This window comes from Blautia sp. ZXY-1-C6, from assembly GCF_056339875.1.
Map to the genome: position 1 here is coordinate 1 of NZ_JBWJVQ010000200.1, position 17,250 is coordinate 17,250.

Sequence of the window (17,250 nt, forward strand, 5' to 3'; positions counted from 1 at the left end):
CTGGTATTATGGAAGAGACCATAAAGCTAAGATTGTTATTGGAAAGATACAAGAAGGTAAAGCAGTTATATGTTTGAATATGCACTTGTTGCAGGTCTGACAGCGTCCGGTGCAGATGTATATCTTCTTGATGTAACGACGACCCCAAGTGTTTCCTATGCAGTACGTACAGAGGATTTTGACTGTGGTATTATGATCTCCGGAAGCCATAATCCATTCTATGATAATGGTATCAAACTTCTCAATGGAAACGGACAGAAGATTGAAGCGGAAGTAGAAGCAAGGATTGAAGCATATCTGGATGGCCTGATCGAGGATCTTCCTCTGGCAACTAAAGAAGATATTGGACGCACTGTGGATTTTGCTTCAGGAAGGAATCGTTATATCGGACATCTGATTTCTATTCCAAGCAGGGATTTCAAAGGCATTAAAGTAGGGCTTGACTGTGCAAACGGAAGTTCTTCAGCTATTGCAAAGAGTGTATTTGAGGCACTTCAGGCAAAGACTTATGTGATCAATAACCAGCCGGATGGTACAAATATCAATACAAACTGTGGCTCTACCCATATTGAAGTCCTGCAGAAATATGTTGTGGACAATGGATTGGATATCGGTTTTGCTTATGATGGTGATGCAGATCGCTGTATTGCTGTTGACCATAAGGGAAATGTGGTCGACGGTGATAAGATTATGTATGTATGTGGAAAATATCTCAAGGAGCAGGGCAGATTAAAAGATGATACAGTAGTAACCACTGTTATGTCAAATCTCGGTCTGTACAAATCTCTGGAGAGAGAGGGTATGAAATATGAGCAGACTGCAGTAGGAGATAAATATGTGGCAGAGAATATGATGGAGAATGGATACAGTCTTGGCGGTGAGCAGTCCGGACATATTATTTTCAGCCGTTACGCTGCAACAGGTGATGGAATCCTTACTTCTCTCATGGTAATGGAAGCGTGTGTAGAGAAGAAAGCAACTCTGTGTGATCTGGCAAGGGAAATGAAGGTTTATCCACAGCTTCTCAGAAATGTCCGGGTGGCAGACAAGAAGATTGCGAGAGAGAATCCGAAGGTAGTTGCTGCTGTAGAGGAAGTTGCAAAGAAACTGGGAAGTGATGGGCGTATTCTGGTACGCGAGAGTGGCACAGAGCCATTGATTCGTGTTATGGTAGAAGCCGGAACAGATGAACTCTGCCTTGAGAATGTTGATCATGTAGTAAAGGTAATGGAATCTGAAGGATTGCTCATTGACTGATTTACTGGCAAAGGAATTACATGTATAACAGAAAAAAAAGATTATTTCTGACTGCTGTCTGCTTAAGCCTTGGACTTCTGACAGGCTGCAATGTGGGAAATACAAAGAATTATAAACAGGCTGCACAGGATCTGGAACAGGGAAATTATGAGGCAGCACTTGAAGAATACGAGACAGCAATTTCTGAAGGAGTGAAGCCTGCACAGTCGTACAGAGGTGCAGGCGTAGCAAAACTCAAGCTTGGAAACTATGAAGAAGCCATAACATATTTCAATGATGCGCTTAAATGTGACAAAGTTGGCAAAGCATTAAAGAAAGATATTCTGTCATATAGAGCTGTGGCTTATCTCAAAGTAAAGGATTATGAGGCAGCGCTGGAAGACTGCCAGACTCTGGCAGAAAACTATAAAATGGATGCGGATCTGTACTTCCTTACGGGAGAAACAGCATTGGCCATGGATTCCTATGAGGAAGCTTCTGCTAATTTTGAACAGGCCTACGGCGAAGATGCAACTTATGACAGAGCTATCCAGATCTACGGGGCATATCTGAACAGGGATATGGAAGCAGACGGAACCCGTTATCTGGAAGCTGCTTTGTCAGGAACTGCAAAAAATGCAGAGGATCATTGTGACCGCGGCAGAGTTTATTATTATATGGATGATTATGAAAATGCTGAAAGTGAACTGAAACAGGCCATAGACGGCGATAATACGGAGGCACTGGTTCTGCTTGGTATGGTATATATGGATAAAGGAGACAGCGCAAATGCAAAAGCAATGTTTCAGCAGTATGTATCACAGGCAGAAAACGGAGCCAAAGGATTTAACGGACTTGCACTGTGTGATATAGAGGATGGGGATTATGACAGTGCCCTTTCTGATATAGAAAGCGGAATCCATGTGGCAGGAGCGGAGGATATGCAGAGTCTGCTGTTTAATGAGATCGTAGTCTATGAGAAGAAACTGGATTTTCAGACTGCTTTGCAGAAAGCACAGGAATATCTGGAATTATACCCGGAAGATAAAACTGTTAAGAAGGAACTTGCATTTCTTAAAACGCGTGTGTAATATCCATCTGACTGAGGAGAATTTATGGAAGAATTTGGAAAGCTTGAAGAACGGGTGGTTCTTGTGGGAGTGCAGACGGATGATCATGATAATGTGGAAGAATCCCTGGATGAACTGAAGGAGCTTGCATCAACTGCGGGAGCTGTTACAGTGGGAAGAATCATTCAGAATCGTGAGTCTGTGCATCCCGGAACTTATATTGGAAAAGGAAAGATAGAGGAAGTACGTGCACTGGTATATGCTATGGATGCAACCGGAATTATCTGTGATGACGAACTTTCTCCTGCACAGCTGAATAATCTGGAGCGGGAACTGGACTGTAAGGTGATGGACAGGACATTATTGATTCTGGACATTTTTGCAGCGAGAGCTATAACCAGTGAGGGTAAAATACAGGTAGAGCTTGCACAGCTTCGCTACAGATCTGCCCGTCTGGTCGGTCTCAGGGAATCTCTTTCCCGTCTGGGAGGTGGAATCGGAACCAGAGGTCCGGGAGAGAAAAAGCTGGAGACAGACCGTCGTCTTATCCGTACAAGGATCTCTGCTTTGAAGCAGGAATTATCCCAGGTGGAGAAACACAGGGAACTGATCCGTTCCAGCCGGGCCAGAGGCAATATGAAGACTGCTGCAATCGTAGGATATACAAATGCGGGAAAATCTACGCTGCTGAACACACTGACAGGCTCAGAGGTTTTATCAGAGGATAAACTGTTTGCTACACTGGATCCAACTACCAGACTTTTAAATTTGAAGGACGGACAGCAGATTCTTCTCACAGATACGGTTGGATTTATCCATAAGCTTCCGCATCATCTGGTCGAGGCATTCAAGAGCACATTGGAAGAGGCCAAATATGCAGATTATATTATCCATGTGGTAGATTCTTCCAATCCGCAGGCAGAGATGCAGATGCATGTGGTATATGAGACATTAAAAGAACTGGGAGTGATGGGAAAGAAGATCATCACACTCTTTAATAAGCAGGATGCGCCGGGGGCATGCGTACTGCGAGATTTTAAATCGGACTATACGCTGAAGGTCTCTGCAAAGACAGGCGAGGGTCTTGCAGATCTGAATGATCTTCTGGAGAAGCTTCTTGCTGAAGAACAGATTTATGTGGAGCGCCTTTTCCCTTATCAGGAAGCAGGAAAAATCCAGCTGATCCGCGAATATGGGCAGCTTATCTCAGAGGAATACACAGAGGAAGGGATTGCTGTGAAGGCAAGGGTGCCGAAAGAAATCTACGCCAGAGTTGTATAAAAAATATTTTGAAAAATAAGAAAATACCATATATTGTGCCTTTTACGAAAATGAGGAACATTATGTGGTATTTTTGCGTGTTGACGAACCGGTGATACTCTGATACAATGAACCTACAGTGTTACTCAGAGCAAAGTGGACAGTAACGACAGAAATATCTCCGGTAAGAATATGCAGGAGAAACAGATTAACAAGAGAAAATGGGGGCATTAGATATGTTTCAGGTAGTAAAACGTGATGGCGAAGTGGATGAGTTTAAAATAGGCAAGATCACAGCGGCTATCCATAAAGCCTTTGATGCAAAAGAGAAAAATTATAGCGAAGAGATGATTGATCTTTTAGGGCTGCGTGTTACTTCTGATTTTCAGAAAAAGATTACAGATAATAAGATTACAGTAGAAGAAATTCAGGACAGTGTGGAGAACGTGCTGATCCAGGCCGGATATGCAGATGTGGCAAAAGCCTACATTCTTTACCGCAAGCAGAGGGAAAAGGTTCGCAACATGAAGTCAACGATCTTGGATTACAAAGAAATCGTAAACAGTTATGTGAAGGTTGAGGACTGGCGTGTAAAGGAGAACTCCACAGTTACTTATTCAGTTGGAGGTCTGATCTTAAGCAACTCCGGTGCAGTTACTGCAAATTACTGGCTGTCTGAGATTTATGACAATGAAATCGCAGATGCACACAGAAATGCAGATATTCATATTCATGACTTGTCCATGCTGACCGGATATTGTGCAGGATGGTCACTGAAACAGCTGATCCAGGAGGGACTTGGCGGTATTGAAGGCAAGATCACATCTTCACCTGCAAAGCATCTGAGTGTTCTCTGCAATCAGATGGTAAACTTTCTTGGGATTATGCAGAATGAATGGGCCGGAGCGCAGGCTTTCTCATCCTTTGATACTTATCTGGCACCTTTTGTCAAGGCAGATAATTTAAGTTATCCGGAAGTGAAGAAATGTATTGAGTCTTTTATTTATGGAGTCAATACCCCAAGCAGATGGGGAACACAGGCACCTTTCTCCAACATTACGCTGGACTGGACAGTACCGGATGATCTTGCAGAGCTTCCGGCTATCGTAGGCGGAAAGAATATGGATTTCAAGTACAAAGACTGCAAAAAAGAGATGGATATGATCAATAAGGCATTTATTGAGACCATGATCGAGGGGGATGCCAACGGACGCGGGTTCCAGTATCCTATTCCGACCTATTCCATAACAAATGAGTTTGACTGGTCTGATACAGAGAATAACCGCCTTCTTTTTGAGATGACATCCAAATATGGAACACCGTATTTCTCAAACTATATTAACAGTGATATGAAACCAAGTGATATCCGCAGTATGTGCTGCCGTCTGCGTCTGGATCTGAGAGAACTCCGCAAGAAGAGCGGTGGTTTCTTCGGATCAGGAGAGAGTACCGGTTCTGTGGGGGTAGTAACTATAAATATGCCGCGTATCGCATATCTTTCCAAGACACCGGAAGAGTTTTACAATCGTCTGGATCGCTTAATGGATATTTCCGCACGTTCTCTGCATATTAAACGTGAAGTAATTGGTAAGCTGCTGGATGAGGGATTATATCCTTATACAAAGAGATATCTTGGAAGCTTTTCCAATCATTTCTCTACCATTGGACTGGTGGGAATGAACGAGGTTGGTCTGAATGCCCGCTGGCTGGGAAAAGATATGTCTGATGAGCGTACGCAGAGGTTTACAAAAGAGGTTCTTCTTCATATGCGGGAACGTCTGTCCGATTATCAGGAGAAGTACGAAGGAGAACTGTTTAATCTTGAGGCAACTCCTGCTGAATCTACTGCCTATCGTCTGGCCAAACATGACAGAAAACGCTGGCCGGATATTAAGACTGCAGGCAAGGAAGGGGATACTCCTTATTATACAAATAGTTCTCATCTTCCGGTTGAATATACCACAGATATTTTTGATGCACTGGATATTCAGGATGATCTGCAGACGCTTTATACATCAGGTACTGTATTCCATGCATTTATCGGTGAGAAGCTTCCTGACTGGAAAGCAGCAGCAGCACTGGTACGTAAGATCGCAGAGAATTATAAACTGCCGTATTATACGATTTCGCCGACCTATTCTGTATGTAAGGAACATGGCTACATCAGCGGAGAGCATTTCACTTGTCCGAAATGTGGTAAGAAGGCGGAGGTTTACAGTCGTATCACAGGATATTACAGACCTGTACAGAACTGGAATGACGGTAAAGCACAGGAGTATAAGAACCGTACGCTTTATGATGTGATGCATTCAGATATCAGAAAAATACAGCCGGTTCATGCCAGTGTAGTTACTGTGACTAAGGATGATGTGAAGATAGAACCTGTGGCATCACATAAATACCTGTTTACAACCAGTACCTGTCCGAACTGCAGAGTGGCGAAGAAGATACTGGAAGGCAGGGAGTTCGAGATTATTGATGCGGAGAAGAATCCGGAGATGGTGAAGGAGTTTGGAATTATGCAGGCTCCGACTCTGGTGATCACAGACGGTGAGCATATGACGAAATATGTAAATACATCCAATATTAAGAAATATGTGGATGAGGGATTATAAAGATACTGAGAGAGTTGACCGGAGGATAAAAGAGATGATCAAACAGAATGTTGTATTTGTGGAAAATAAAGCAGGAAGTCTGAAAAGAGTGACAGGGATACTTGCAGATAACGGGATTAATATTTATGGATTTGCATGCTTCGATGCACCGGAGTTTGCAATCTTCCGTATGATCTGCAACGATCCGGATAAAGCGGAAATTGTTTTAAACAGGAGTGGATATATGAATCGTATTACACAGGCGATCGTAGTTGATATGAAAGATCAGGTAGGCGGTCTGGATGAACTCCTGAAAGTAGCATCAGACAGTAATGTAAGTCTTGACTATATTTATACTTCTTTCCACAGAAAAGATCTCAGACCTGTAGTAATTCTTCAGACGGAGGATGGTGCAGTGACAGAATGTATTCTTAAGAATAATGGATTTAATGTATTTACTTCAGCAGAAGAACTGGAAAAATAATACTGTATAAGACAGTGAGAGAATCACAGGACTGGGGATGGTTCTGTGATTTTTTGTATATTCATATAGGAAAGTTGAATACATCTTGACTATATGACTAGGAATACTATATAATAAAAGAAAACAATGATAATCCGACGAAATTTAATTAGGAGGTTTTGAAAAATGCAGATTTCTACAAAAGGAAGATATGCTCTGAGACTTATGCTTGATCTTGCAGTTCATAATACAGGAGAACTGGTCAAGATCAAAGATATTTCTGCGAGGGAAAATATTTCAGAAAAATATCTGGAACAGATTATTTCATCATTAAAGAAGGCGGGATATGTAAAGAGCCTGAGAGGGGCACAGGGCGGTTATATGCTTGCCAGAGAGCCGGAAACATATACGGTGGGAACTATTCTGAGACTGACAGAAGGCAGCATGAAGCCGGTAGCCTGTCTGGAGGACGAACCGAATCAGTGCAGCAGAGCCGGGGAATGCGTCACACTCCGTCTCTGGAAGATGCTTGATGAAGCTATTGAGGGAGTACTGGATAAGGTTACATTGCAGGATCTTAAAGACTGGTATGAAGAGATGGGAAATGATTATGTAATTTGATTTTCCCTCTTGACAACAGTGGATTTATAGAATATTATGTATATAACATATAATTCATATATACTTAGTATGAAATAAGGAGGACGAACTCATGGCAAAAATCTATAAAAATGCAGCGGAACTGGTTGGAAATACTCCTCTCCTTGAGGTTGGAAATCTTGAAAAAGAGCTTGGGCTGGAAGCGAGAATACTTGTGAAGCTTGAGTATTTTAACCCGGCAGGAAGTGCCAAAGACCGTATCGCCCTGAGTATGATCGAAGACGCTGAAGAGAGAGGCGTTCTAAAGCCTGGCGCAGTGATCATCGAGCCTACATCAGGTAACACCGGAATCGGTCTTGCTTCTCTTGCTGCAATCAAAGGATATAGAGTGATACTTACGATGCCTGAGACAATGAGTGTTGAGAGAAGGAATATTCTGAAAGCATACGGTGCAGAAATCGTATTGACAGATGGAACAAAAGGTATGAATGGCGCAATCGCCAAAGCAAACGAACTTGCGAAGGAATATGAGAACAGTTTTATTCCGGGACAGTTTGATAACCCTGCAAATCCTGCTATCCACAAAAAGACCACAGGTCCGGAAATCTGGAGAGACACAGACGGACAGGTAGATGTTTTTGTGGCAGGTGTTGGTACAGGCGGAACGATCACCGGTGTTGGTGAATATCTGAAATCCCAGAATCCTGACGTGAAAGTAGTGGCAGTAGAGCCTGCAACTTCCCCTGTACTTTCTCAGGGAAAGAGCGGTCCGCATAAGATTCAGGGAATCGGTGCGGGATTTGTTCCGAAGGCATTAAATACAGAGGTTTATGATGAGGTTTTTCCGGTTGAGAATGAGGATGCTTTTACAGTTGGCAAGCTGATCGCCAAACATGAGGGAATTCTTGTTGGTATTTCTTCCGGTGCGGCTCTCTATGCGGCAATCCGGCTGGCCAAGAGACCGGAGAATAAAGGAAAAACAATCGTAGCTCTTCTTCCGGATTCCGGTGACCGTTACTATTCTACTCCATTATTTGTGTAAAATAAAAAAGCCCTTTTTAGGGCTTTTTTTATTTTACATAAATGTGTTAGAATAGATATGCTGTACAAATGATTTTTATGTAACTGTTCAGTATTTTGCAGAACAGCTATCATAACATAAATAAAATTATCATAAACAATAATATTCCGTGTAATCGGATCACAGAACAGGATGGAATAAAAATGAGAAAAGCAATTATCGCAATGAGCGGCGGAGTGGACAGCTCTGTGGCAGCTCTGCTTACAAAGGAAACCGGTGATGAATGTATCGGTGCTACCATGAAATTATTTCACAATGAGGACATAGGAGTAAAGAGAGAGAAAACCTGCTGTTCTCTGGATGATGTGGAGGATGCCAGAAATGTCTGCTACAGAATGGGGATCAGGTACTATGTTTTTAACTTTTCCGAGAGGTTTAAAGAGGATGTTATGGACCGCTTTGTGGATGCCTATGAGCATGGAGCCACGCCAAATCCCTGCATTGACTGCAATCGTTATCTGAAATTTGACAAGATGTTTCAGAGAATGCGTGAACTGGAGTATGATTATATTGTAACCGGACATTATGCACGTGTGGAATATGATGAGGAGAAGAACCGTTACTTATTAAAGAAAGCTGTGGATGATACGAAGGATCAGAGTTATGTGCTTTATATGCTGACACAGGAGCAGCTTGCGCATATTTCCCTGCCTCTTGGCGGGCTTCGCAAAACGGAAGTGCGTGAGATCGCAGAGAAGCATGGCTTTGTTAATGCCAGAAAGCATGATAGCCAGGATATCTGTTTCGTACCGGACGGTGATTATGCAAAGTTTATTGAACAGTACACAGGACGTAAATCAATCCCGGGCGATTTTGTAGATACAGAAGGAAACATTCTTGGTAAACATAAAGGAATCATTCACTATACACTTGGCCAGAGAAGAGGACTTGGTATTCCGGCAGCATCCAGACTGTATGTGTGTGATATTTCTCCAAAGACCAATCAGGTGGTTCTGGGAAATAATGAGGATCTTTTCCATTCGGAACTGACTGCAACAAAGGTCAATCTGATTTCCTGTGAATCTCTGAAGGAGCCAATGAGACTGAAAGCAAAGATCCGTTACCGTCATCCGGAGCAGGAGGCCGTAGCATGGCAGACGGAAGATGGAGTGCTGCACGTGCGTTTTGATAAACCACAGAGAGCTATCACCAGAGGGCAGGCAGTTGTGTTATATGATGGTGATATCGTTGTAGGCGGCGGCGTGATTGAAAATTGTATTAAATGACAGATCATCCTTGTCTTTCGCATTTTGTCGGACTGTCTTATCTGCACTGTTTTTTGGAAACGTTATAGTTATTAGCTATTAAACGCTATAGAAAATTTCCTATTGACGTACTAGGAATTAAATGGTAATATACAACTATGCTAAATCATATCAAACAGATATGAAAAGCGTAGAAACAAAAATGACTTGCAGATAAGGGGCTTAAGAGCCGGAATCAGTTTTGCAGAGAAAAAGATTATTATAAATCAGAGAAAGATGAGGATATACACATGAGCAAAAAAATCGAAAGAAAAGACAGACATTTCAAATTTGAAACATTACAGCTTCACGTAGGACAGGAGAGTCCGGATCCGGTTACAGATGCAAGAGCAGTACCAATCTATCAGACATCTTCTTATGTATTCAGAAACTGCGATCATGCAGCTGCACGTTTCGGACTTGCAGATGCAGGTAACATTTACGGACGTCTTACAAACCCGACTGAAGATGTATTCGAGAAAAGAATCGCAGCACTTGAAGGCGGTTCTGCGGCACTTGCAGTAGCATCCGGTGCAGCAGCGATCACATATACAATTGAGAATCTTGCACAGCAGGGTGACCACATTGTAGCAGCCAAGAATATTTACGGTGGAACAACAAACCTTCTGGAGCATACACTTCCGGCTTATGGAATCACAACAACATTCGTTGATGTATTTGATCTTGAAGAAGTAGAGAACGCAATTCAGGATAACACAAAAGCTGTTTACATCGAGACTCTTGGAAACCCGAACTCTGATGTAGTTGATATTGAAGCTATCGCAAAGATTGCTCATGCACATAAGATTCCGCTTGTAGTGGATAACACATTTGCAACACCTTACCTTGTAAGACCAATCGAATATGGTGCAGATATCGTTGTTCATTCTGCAACTAAATTCATCGGTGGACATGGTACAACAATCGGAGGTGTGATCGTTGAGAGTGGTAAATTTGACTGGGAAGCATCAGGTAAATTCGCATCTCTGACAGAGCCGAACCCAAGCTATCATGGCGTAAGCTTTACAAAGGCATGCGGACCAGCAGCATTTGTTACAAAGATTCGTGCAATTCTTCTTCGTGATACAGGTGCAACCATCTCTCCGGTAAGTTCATTCATTTTCCTTCAGGGACTTGAAACACTGTCACTTCGTGTTGAACGCCATGTAGAGAATGCACTGAAAGTTGTTCAGTACTTAAATAACCATCCGCAGGTAGAGAAAGTTCATCATCCGTCTGTATCCACAGATCCGGTTCAGCAGGAGCTTTATAAGAAATACTTCCCGAATGGCGGCGGTTCCATCTTTACATTTGAGATTAAAGGTGATGCGCAGAAGGCAAAGGACTTCATTGATAATCTGGAACTGTTCTCATTGCTTGCCAATGTAGCTGATGTTAAATCTCTTGTTATCCATCCGGCTACAACAACACACAGCCAGTGCACAGAAGAAGAACTTCTCGATCAGGGTATCAAACCAAATACAATTCGTCTTTCCATTGGTACAGAGAATATTGACGATATCATTCAGGATCTTGATGAAGCATTTAAGGCAGTTGCTGAATAATACAGATATAACATTCTTATATATTGTATAAATAAAACATGAATAAAAAGACCATCTTCCGGATTTTCCCCCATATCTGAAAGATGGTCTTTTTTTTGGAATGTTTCAATTGTATGGTTTACAGACTTGACAAATTATAAAAATACTATATAATACAGAAATGCAAATAAGTTGCAAATGTAAATGAGTTGCAAATACAAATAAAGTGCAAATATAAGGAGAACTATATGTCAGAGATTATATTAGATTCAGTAATAGACAGCATCAAGCTGCTACCCTTTCTTTTTCTTACTTATCTGTTTATGGAATGGATGGAGCATAAGACAGGTGCGGCAGCACGAAAGAGAATCCGTACAGCCGGAAAATTCGGACCGGTATGGGGTGGACTTCTGGGAGTGATCCCACAGTGTGGATTTTCGGCAGCGGCATCCAGCCTTTTTGCCGGACGTGTGATCACAGTGGGAACTTTGATCGCGGTGTATCTGTCTACTTCAGATGAAATGTTTCCGATCATGATCTCCAATGCAGTTCCTGTAGTTACAATTGTGAAAATCCTGACCTGCAAAGCGGTGATCGGAATACTTTCCGGCCTGGTGCTGGAGTATGTTTACACACATATTCTGAAGAAACAGGAACCTGATGTGGATATTCATGAAATCTGTGAAGAAGAACGCTGCCATTGTGAACATGGAGTTATTTCTTCAGCAGCATTTCACACATTAAAAGTTTTTGTGTACATTTTCTTGATTTCTCTTGCTTTAAATATTATCATTGGATTAGTCGGAGAAGAGACACTGGCAGGACTTTTTACAGGAACACCGATTGCAGGTGAACTGATCGCAGCTTTAGTGGGACTGATTCCCAACTGCGCTTCTTCTGTAGTAATCACCCAGTTATATCTGGATCATATTATCGGAGCCGGGGCGATGATGGCGGGACTTCTTGTAAATGCAGGAGTTGGGCTTCTGATTCTGTTTCGTTTGAACAGAGACAGGGTTCAGAATCTGAAAATTGTGGGAGTACTTTATGGACTTGGTGTATTCTGGGGAATTATTATTGAATTTGCAGGAATTGTTTTCTGATTAACCGAGTCTGCTCTGTCAGAAGAAGCTGATTTTAGGAGGAATGATAAAATTATGGCAGGAAGCAGTTATGCGACAGCAAGCCGCAGAAAAATACTTGAATATTTGAAAAACAGTAATGACCATACGGTTACAGCTGCTGATGTGGATGAGTATCTGAAGAAACATGACAGTGAGGTAAATATCACAACCATTTACCGCTATCTGGACAAGCTTGCAAAGGATGGAACTGTGATCAAATATGTTGCAGAGAAAGGTTGCCAGGCTGCTTATCAGTATGTAGAACCGGGACGGGGATGTGAACAGCATCTGCACCTGAAGTGTGTAAAATGTGGAAAGATCATTCATCTGGAATGTCATTTTATGGAAGAAATTTCTCATCATATTGAAGAAAGTCATGGATTTACCCTGCAGTGTAAGAATTCTATTTTGTATGGAGTCTGTAAAGAATGTAAAGGCAGTGGCGAAGACTGTTGACTGTTTCTGTCAGATGATGTAAACTGAAATACAACTGTTTGGTCAAATTGACTGCGAAGCAGTATGGTGAAGAGAAAAGACAGCGAAATTGCTGTAAGTACCGGTAAAAATAACAGATAATATATGAAATCATAAAAGAAGGCAATAATGAGAAAACAGAAGAGACAGATGTGTGTAAGAAGAATGTTATTATTTTTTCTGGCGTGTGTATTAATATGTGCAGCACCCCCGTCTGCAGCACAGGCGGCAATAATGCAGACTGCTAAGAATTCAACAGTGCAAAAGAAAAAACATCCACGAAAACAGTTACAATAGAGACTTCAGGAGGAATCACAAAAAAGAAAGTGAAAAGCGGTGGTTCTGTGATTCTTCCTGTGGAAGTGAATAAGAGGGGATATACATTTCTGGGATGGTCAACAGTTCCCGGACAGACCTGTAATCCAATGTATCAGGCATATCAGAAAATTCAGGTTACGAAAAATATTCATCTTTATCCGGTGAAGTATAAATGGAATCAGGAACCGGATATTTATGCAGGCGGTCTTGCGGACAGTGTGGAGAAATATGATAAGATTATTTTTGTGGGAGATTCCCGCACAGCAATGCTTCGCAGTACTCTGAAGCAGCAATGCAGTTCTGACAGTTTAAAGAAAGTTGGATTTGTATGCAAGACAGGAGAAGGGCTTGACTGGATGAAAAAATACGGAGAAAAGGAACTGCTGAATGAAATAAGCGGGATGGATGATAATGCGAAGCCGGTGGCAGTTATTTTCAATCTGGGAGTAAATGACCTGATCCACAAAAACAGGGAGTCCATCAGTTATGATTCTGTTGCGTCAGACTATGCTTCTTATATGAATGGATTATCCAGAAAGCTGACTGCCAGGAACTGTGAATTATTTTATATGTCTGTGAATCCATGTAATACGGCAATGAAATCCACGCGGAAGGAGTCTGAGATCCGCGGATTTAATAACAGACTCAGACAGAGACTGAACGGGAATTTTACATGGATCAACAGTTATTCTTATCTGATGAGATGTGGTTATACGACTCGCTGTGAATTTCGCGGTTATACAGATGATGGTGTTCATTATTCTATGAGGACTTATAAGAGAATTTATGCATATGCAATAAAACAGATCAGATAATCCTGACTGAAACCCGGAGACAGAATACTGTTCTCCGGGTTATCTGTGTGTATCAGTAAATACGAAAGTTGTAGCTGTGAAAGAGTTAAACAGTTATCAAAGGATCACAAAAGGTAACAGGAGGAGAGAAACATGAGAAGTGAAAGCTTCAGAAAAGGAGTTAAGGATGGTATTCCCATAGGACTGGGATATTTTGCTGTATCGTTTACATTTGGCATGATGGCAGTTGCTGATGGACTGAGTATCTGGCAGGCTGTGCTGATCTCATTGACAAACGTGACTTCAGCAGGGCAGTTTGCAGGACTTGAGATCATGGTAATGAGCGGCTCTTACTGGGAGATGGCACTGACACAGCTGATCATTAATCTGAGATATTGTCTGATGTCATTTTCCCTTGCTCAGAAATTCAGAAGAGATGAATCTTTGGTTCACCGCTATATTGCAGCATTTGGTGTGACGGATGAGATTTTCGGGATCAGTGCCAGTCAGCCCGGAAAGGTAAGCGCATTTTATAATTATGGTGCCATGTGTGTGGCAATCCCGGGATGGGTACTTGGAACCCTGGCAGGAGCAATTTCCGGAAATCTTCTTCCGGATTTTATGATGAGTGCACTCAGCGTGGCTATTTACGGTATGTTCCTTGCAATTATTATTCCTCCGGCAAAGCAGAATAAGGCAGTACTGGCAGTTGTCGTGGCAGCAATGCTGATCAGCACTTTGTTTAAAGTGATTCCGTTTCTGTCGGAGGTTTCGTCAGGTTTTGTGATCATTATTACTACACTGATCGTGGCAGGGGCTGCCGCATACTTCTGTCCGATAGAGGATGAGAAAGAGGAGGAGGGTGTTCATGAGTCATAATATTTATATTTACATTCTGGTAATGGCAGCAGTTACATATCTGATCCGTATGCTCCCGCTTGCTCTTTCCAGAAAAGAGATCACAAGTCCGTTTATCAGATCATTTCTGTACTATGTTCCCTACGCATGTCTGGCAGCTATGACATTTCCAGCGATCCTTTTTGCCACAGACAGTGTGATCTCGGCTGCTGTGGGATTTATTGTGGCACTGATCGCGGCATATAAGGAGAAAAGTCTTCTTACAGTTGCGTTATTCGCATGTGCTGCGGTATTTATTGTGGAAAGAATACTGGAATTTGCAGTGTAAAAGTTGATAAAAAACGGATACATAACCACAGCTGAATGGTGTGTATCCGTTTTTTAACCGAATCAAGTAAGTCCCCTGCTTCAATTGCGAAAAGCAATAAGCAGTGGGTGGGGATTTGCTTGTATCAGGAGGAGTGCAAGCTCCTTCTGATAAACTGCGGAGCAGTTATTTGGTTATGAGCAAGTAGCGAAGCGGATTGCGAATATCCGCTTGACTGCGTAATATTGTGACCGGCAGCTGAAGCAGATAAGCTGTCTGTTATTTGCTGCAGTTTCAGACAGTTTTTTATTTCAGAAAGCTTACATCAATTTCACCGTCAAATACTGTGGCAGCCGGGCCTGTCATGTAAACAAGATTCTCCTGTCTGTTCCAGAAAATCTGCAGGTCACCGCCGAGAAGTTTTACAGTGACAGGACTGTCACCGTCTACATGTCCGTTCAGAACAGAAGCGACTGCTACCGCACATGCACCTGTGCCGCAGGCAAGAGTTTCGCCTGAACCGCGTTCCCATACACGCATTTTTACAGTATGTTCATCGATTACTTCTACAAATTCAGTGTTTACACGATCCGGAAATGCAACATGATTCTCGAAAGCCGGGCCGATCTTTTCAATATCCAGATGGTCAATATCATCCATATAAACAATAGCGTGGGGATTTCCCATGGAAACAGCGGTTATGTAATAGATTTTTCCGTTTACATCCAGAGGTTCATTGATAACTTCCTCCTTCTCTGACACTACCGGAATCTGTCTGGCGGTCAGGATCGGAGAACCCATATTTACCTTAACCTGGGATACCTTTCCGTTTTCTACAGTAAGATCCAGATATTTGATGCCGCTTTTTGTAGCAACAGAAATATGTTCTTTGTTTACGATGCCGTAGTCATAGGCATATTTGGCAACACAGCGGATACCGTTTCCGCACATGGCACCCTGGGAACCGTCAAGATTATACATATCCATCTCGCAGTCTGCGATTTTGGATGGCTTGATCAGGATCAGTCCGTCGGAACCGATACCAAAGTGACGGTCACTGACATATCTGGCTACTGCGGAAGGATTTTCCACAGTTTCCTCAAAACAGTTTACATATACGTAATCATTTCCAATACCATGCATTTTTGTAAATTTCATCAGAAAAGCCTCCTTATTTGGTTAAATATTTATACACCTCTTGTATCATATAGAAAAAATGTTATGAAAAAGTGAAAATTACGAATCTTTTACCGGGAAAGTTTTTCTGTGACCTTCATGTAAAAAACATTTTGCCCTTCCCGGAACAGTTATGTATTATACATTATATGGAAAATATATCTGTTATTCAAGTTTTACCTTGCATTTTATAGAAAGTATGTTAAAATTAAAAACAAAAATATACAACCGAAACGCATAATTATACGCTGTTGCCTGAAGAAGGTAAAAAGATGGCAGCCGTAGATATACTTTCGGATGCGAGGAGGAAAAAAGATGAAAGATCAAAAGAGATTTGCAGCTCTTGCACTCAGTGCAGTAATGGTATTTTCCATGGCAGGAAGCGTATCCGCAGCTCAGAAAGTTGAATCCAAAGATGATCTTGCAGGAGCAACAATCGGTGTTCAGCTTGGTACAACAGGTGACCTTGATGCATCTGATTATGAGAAAGATGGTTCTACAGTAGAACGTTACAGCAAGGGAAGTGAAGCTGTTCAGGCATTAAAGGCAGGACAGATCGACTGTGTGATCATCGATTCACAGCCGGCTCAGAAATTTGTTGAGAATAATGATGATCTCAAGATTCTGGATGAGCCATTCGAGGAAGAAGAATATGCAATCTGTTTAAAGAAAGGCAATGATGAACTTCTTGACAAGATTAACGGAGCTCTCAAGGATCTGAAAGAGGATGGAACTATCGACAGCATCATGGACAATTACATTGGTGAGGATGCCGGTAAGACTCCATATGAATCACCGGAAGATGTTGACCGTTCCAATGGAACTCTGGTAATGGCTACTAACGCTGAGTTCGAACCATATGAATATCATGAAGGTGATGATATCGTTGGTATCGATGCTGATATCGCTCAGGCAATCTGTGATAAGCTTGGATATGAACTGAAAATTGAAGATATGGAATTCGATTCCATCCTTCCGGCCGTACAGTCCGGCAAAGCAGACTTCGGTGCAGCTGGTATGACTGTAACAGAAGACCGTAAATCAAGCGTTGACTTTACAGATACCTATGCAGATGCAAGCCAGGTAATTATTGTAAAGAAATAAGTA

General features: G+C 42.0%; 15 protein-coding genes and 1 pseudogene. 15 read left to right on the plus strand and 1 reads right to left on the minus strand.

All coding sequences use genetic code 11. The features are described 5' to 3' along the window. From glmM to AC075J_RS11650, 14 genes and pseudogenes are all read left to right on the plus strand, one after another. Positions 1-1,257, plus strand: a pseudogene (glmM, locus tag AC075J_RS11585) (phosphoglucosamine mutase); the annotation flags it as partial. Positions 1,258-1,277: 20 nt separating this feature from the next. After that, complete coding sequence (locus AC075J_RS11590; protein WP_025579231.1) at positions 1,278-2,327, plus strand: tetratricopeptide repeat protein; 1,050 nt, start codon at positions 1,278-1,280, stop codon at positions 2,325-2,327. Between the two features lie 24 nt (positions 2,328-2,351). Beyond that, on the plus strand, positions 2,352-3,587 hold the full coding sequence (hflX, locus tag AC075J_RS11595) for a GTPase HflX (protein ID WP_025579229.1): 1,236 nt from the start codon (positions 2,352-2,354) through the stop codon (positions 3,585-3,587). A 215-nt stretch (positions 3,588-3,802) separates the two neighbouring features. Beyond that, positions 3,803-6,181: a ribonucleoside triphosphate reductase gene (locus AC075J_RS11600; protein ID WP_008706456.1), complete on the plus strand. Its 2,379-nt coding sequence runs from the start codon at positions 3,803-3,805 to the stop codon at positions 6,179-6,181. A gap of 34 nt (positions 6,182-6,215) precedes the next feature. Further along, complete coding sequence (locus AC075J_RS11605) at positions 6,216-6,644, plus strand: ACT domain-containing protein (protein WP_055149592.1); 429 nt, start codon at positions 6,216-6,218, stop codon at positions 6,642-6,644. Between the two features lie 165 nt (positions 6,645-6,809). Further along, positions 6,810-7,244 carry an RrF2 family transcriptional regulator gene (locus AC075J_RS11610; RefSeq protein ID WP_008706458.1) on the plus strand — a complete coding sequence of 145 codons (435 nt, stop codon included), beginning with the start codon at positions 6,810-6,812 and terminating at the stop codon, positions 7,242-7,244. Positions 7,245-7,335: 91 nt separating this feature from the next. Further along, complete coding sequence (gene cysK / locus AC075J_RS11615) at positions 7,336-8,265, plus strand: cysteine synthase A (RefSeq protein ID WP_022380499.1); 930 nt, start codon at positions 7,336-7,338, stop codon at positions 8,263-8,265. 182 nt (positions 8,266-8,447) lie between these two features. After that, positions 8,448-9,530, plus strand: a complete 1,083-nt coding sequence (gene mnmA, locus AC075J_RS11620) for a tRNA 2-thiouridine(34) synthase MnmA (protein WP_022380498.1) — start codon at positions 8,448-8,450, stop codon at positions 9,528-9,530. 269 nt (positions 9,531-9,799) lie between these two features. Next, positions 9,800-11,113 (plus strand): O-acetylhomoserine aminocarboxypropyltransferase/cysteine synthase family protein, encoded by a 1,314-nt coding sequence (locus AC075J_RS11625; protein WP_022380497.1) that lies wholly within the window; start codon positions 9,800-9,802, stop codon positions 11,111-11,113. Positions 11,114-11,340: 227 nt separating this feature from the next. Then, positions 11,341-12,195 carry a putative manganese transporter gene (locus AC075J_RS11630; protein ID WP_118633392.1) on the plus strand — a complete coding sequence of 285 codons (855 nt, stop codon included), beginning with the start codon at positions 11,341-11,343 and terminating at the stop codon, positions 12,193-12,195. A 54-nt stretch (positions 12,196-12,249) separates the two neighbouring features. Further along, positions 12,250-12,672: a Fur family transcriptional regulator gene (locus AC075J_RS11635; protein WP_008706467.1), complete on the plus strand. Its 423-nt coding sequence runs from the start codon at positions 12,250-12,252 to the stop codon at positions 12,670-12,672. 311 nt (positions 12,673-12,983) lie between these two features. Continuing rightward, positions 12,984-13,823 carry an InlB B-repeat-containing protein gene (locus AC075J_RS11640; protein WP_476390350.1) on the plus strand — a complete coding sequence of 280 codons (840 nt, stop codon included), beginning with the start codon at positions 12,984-12,986 and terminating at the stop codon, positions 13,821-13,823. Between the two features lie 132 nt (positions 13,824-13,955). Continuing rightward, positions 13,956-14,681 carry an AzlC family ABC transporter permease gene (locus tag AC075J_RS11645; protein ID WP_025578184.1) on the plus strand — a complete coding sequence of 242 codons (726 nt, stop codon included), beginning with the start codon at positions 13,956-13,958 and terminating at the stop codon, positions 14,679-14,681. Then, a complete protein-coding gene (locus AC075J_RS11650) occupies positions 14,671-14,988 on the plus strand; it encodes an AzlD domain-containing protein (RefSeq protein WP_008706474.1) in 318 nt (105 codons plus the stop codon). The genes AC075J_RS11645 and AC075J_RS11650 overlap by 11 nt, the downstream gene beginning before the upstream one ends. A gap of 285 nt (positions 14,989-15,273) precedes the next feature. Here AC075J_RS11650 and dapF read toward each other — a convergent pair whose 3' ends face one another. Continuing rightward, positions 15,274-16,125: a diaminopimelate epimerase gene (gene dapF / locus AC075J_RS11655; protein ID WP_055052695.1), complete on the minus strand. Its 852-nt coding sequence runs from the start codon at positions 16,123-16,125 to the stop codon at positions 15,274-15,276. Positions 16,126-16,458: 333 nt separating this feature from the next. Between dapF and AC075J_RS11660 the strand changes: the two genes are divergently transcribed. Beyond that, positions 16,459-17,247: a transporter substrate-binding domain-containing protein gene (locus tag AC075J_RS11660; RefSeq protein WP_022380492.1), complete on the plus strand. Its 789-nt coding sequence runs from the start codon at positions 16,459-16,461 to the stop codon at positions 17,245-17,247. Positions 17,248-17,250: the final 3 nt, after the last annotated feature.

Bases quoted from the DNA above. Each gene is read 5' to 3' on its own strand.
- cysK (WP_022380499.1), top strand. From the start codon at position 7,336: ATGGCAAAAATCTATAAAAATGCAGCGGAACTGGTTGGAAATACTCCT.
- AC075J_RS11590 (WP_025579231.1), top strand. From the start codon at position 1,278: ATGTATAACAGAAAAAAAAGATTATTTCTGACTGCTGTCTGCTTAAGC.
- AC075J_RS11635 (WP_008706467.1), top strand. From the start codon at position 12,250: ATGGCAGGAAGCAGTTATGCGACAGCAAGCCGCAGAAAAATACTTGAA.
- dapF (WP_055052695.1), bottom strand. From the start codon at position 16,125: ATGAAATTTACAAAAATGCATGGTATTGGAAATGATTACGTATATGTA.
- AC075J_RS11630 (WP_118633392.1), top strand. From the start codon at position 11,341: ATGTCAGAGATTATATTAGATTCAGTAATAGACAGCATCAAGCTGCTA.
- AC075J_RS11625 (WP_022380497.1), top strand. From the start codon at position 9,800: ATGAGCAAAAAAATCGAAAGAAAAGACAGACATTTCAAATTTGAAACA.
- AC075J_RS11645 (WP_025578184.1), top strand. From the start codon at position 13,956: ATGAGAAGTGAAAGCTTCAGAAAAGGAGTTAAGGATGGTATTCCCATA.
- AC075J_RS11660 (WP_022380492.1), top strand. From the start codon at position 16,459: ATGAAAGATCAAAAGAGATTTGCAGCTCTTGCACTCAGTGCAGTAATG.
- hflX (WP_025579229.1), top strand. From the start codon at position 2,352: ATGGAAGAATTTGGAAAGCTTGAAGAACGGGTGGTTCTTGTGGGAGTG.
- AC075J_RS11650 (WP_008706474.1), top strand. From the start codon at position 14,671: ATGAGTCATAATATTTATATTTACATTCTGGTAATGGCAGCAGTTACA.
- AC075J_RS11610 (WP_008706458.1), top strand. From the start codon at position 6,810: ATGCAGATTTCTACAAAAGGAAGATATGCTCTGAGACTTATGCTTGAT.
- mnmA (WP_022380498.1), top strand. From the start codon at position 8,448: ATGAGAAAAGCAATTATCGCAATGAGCGGCGGAGTGGACAGCTCTGTG.
- AC075J_RS11605 (WP_055149592.1), top strand. From the start codon at position 6,216: ATGATCAAACAGAATGTTGTATTTGTGGAAAATAAAGCAGGAAGTCTG.
- AC075J_RS11600 (WP_008706456.1), top strand. From the start codon at position 3,803: ATGTTTCAGGTAGTAAAACGTGATGGCGAAGTGGATGAGTTTAAAATA.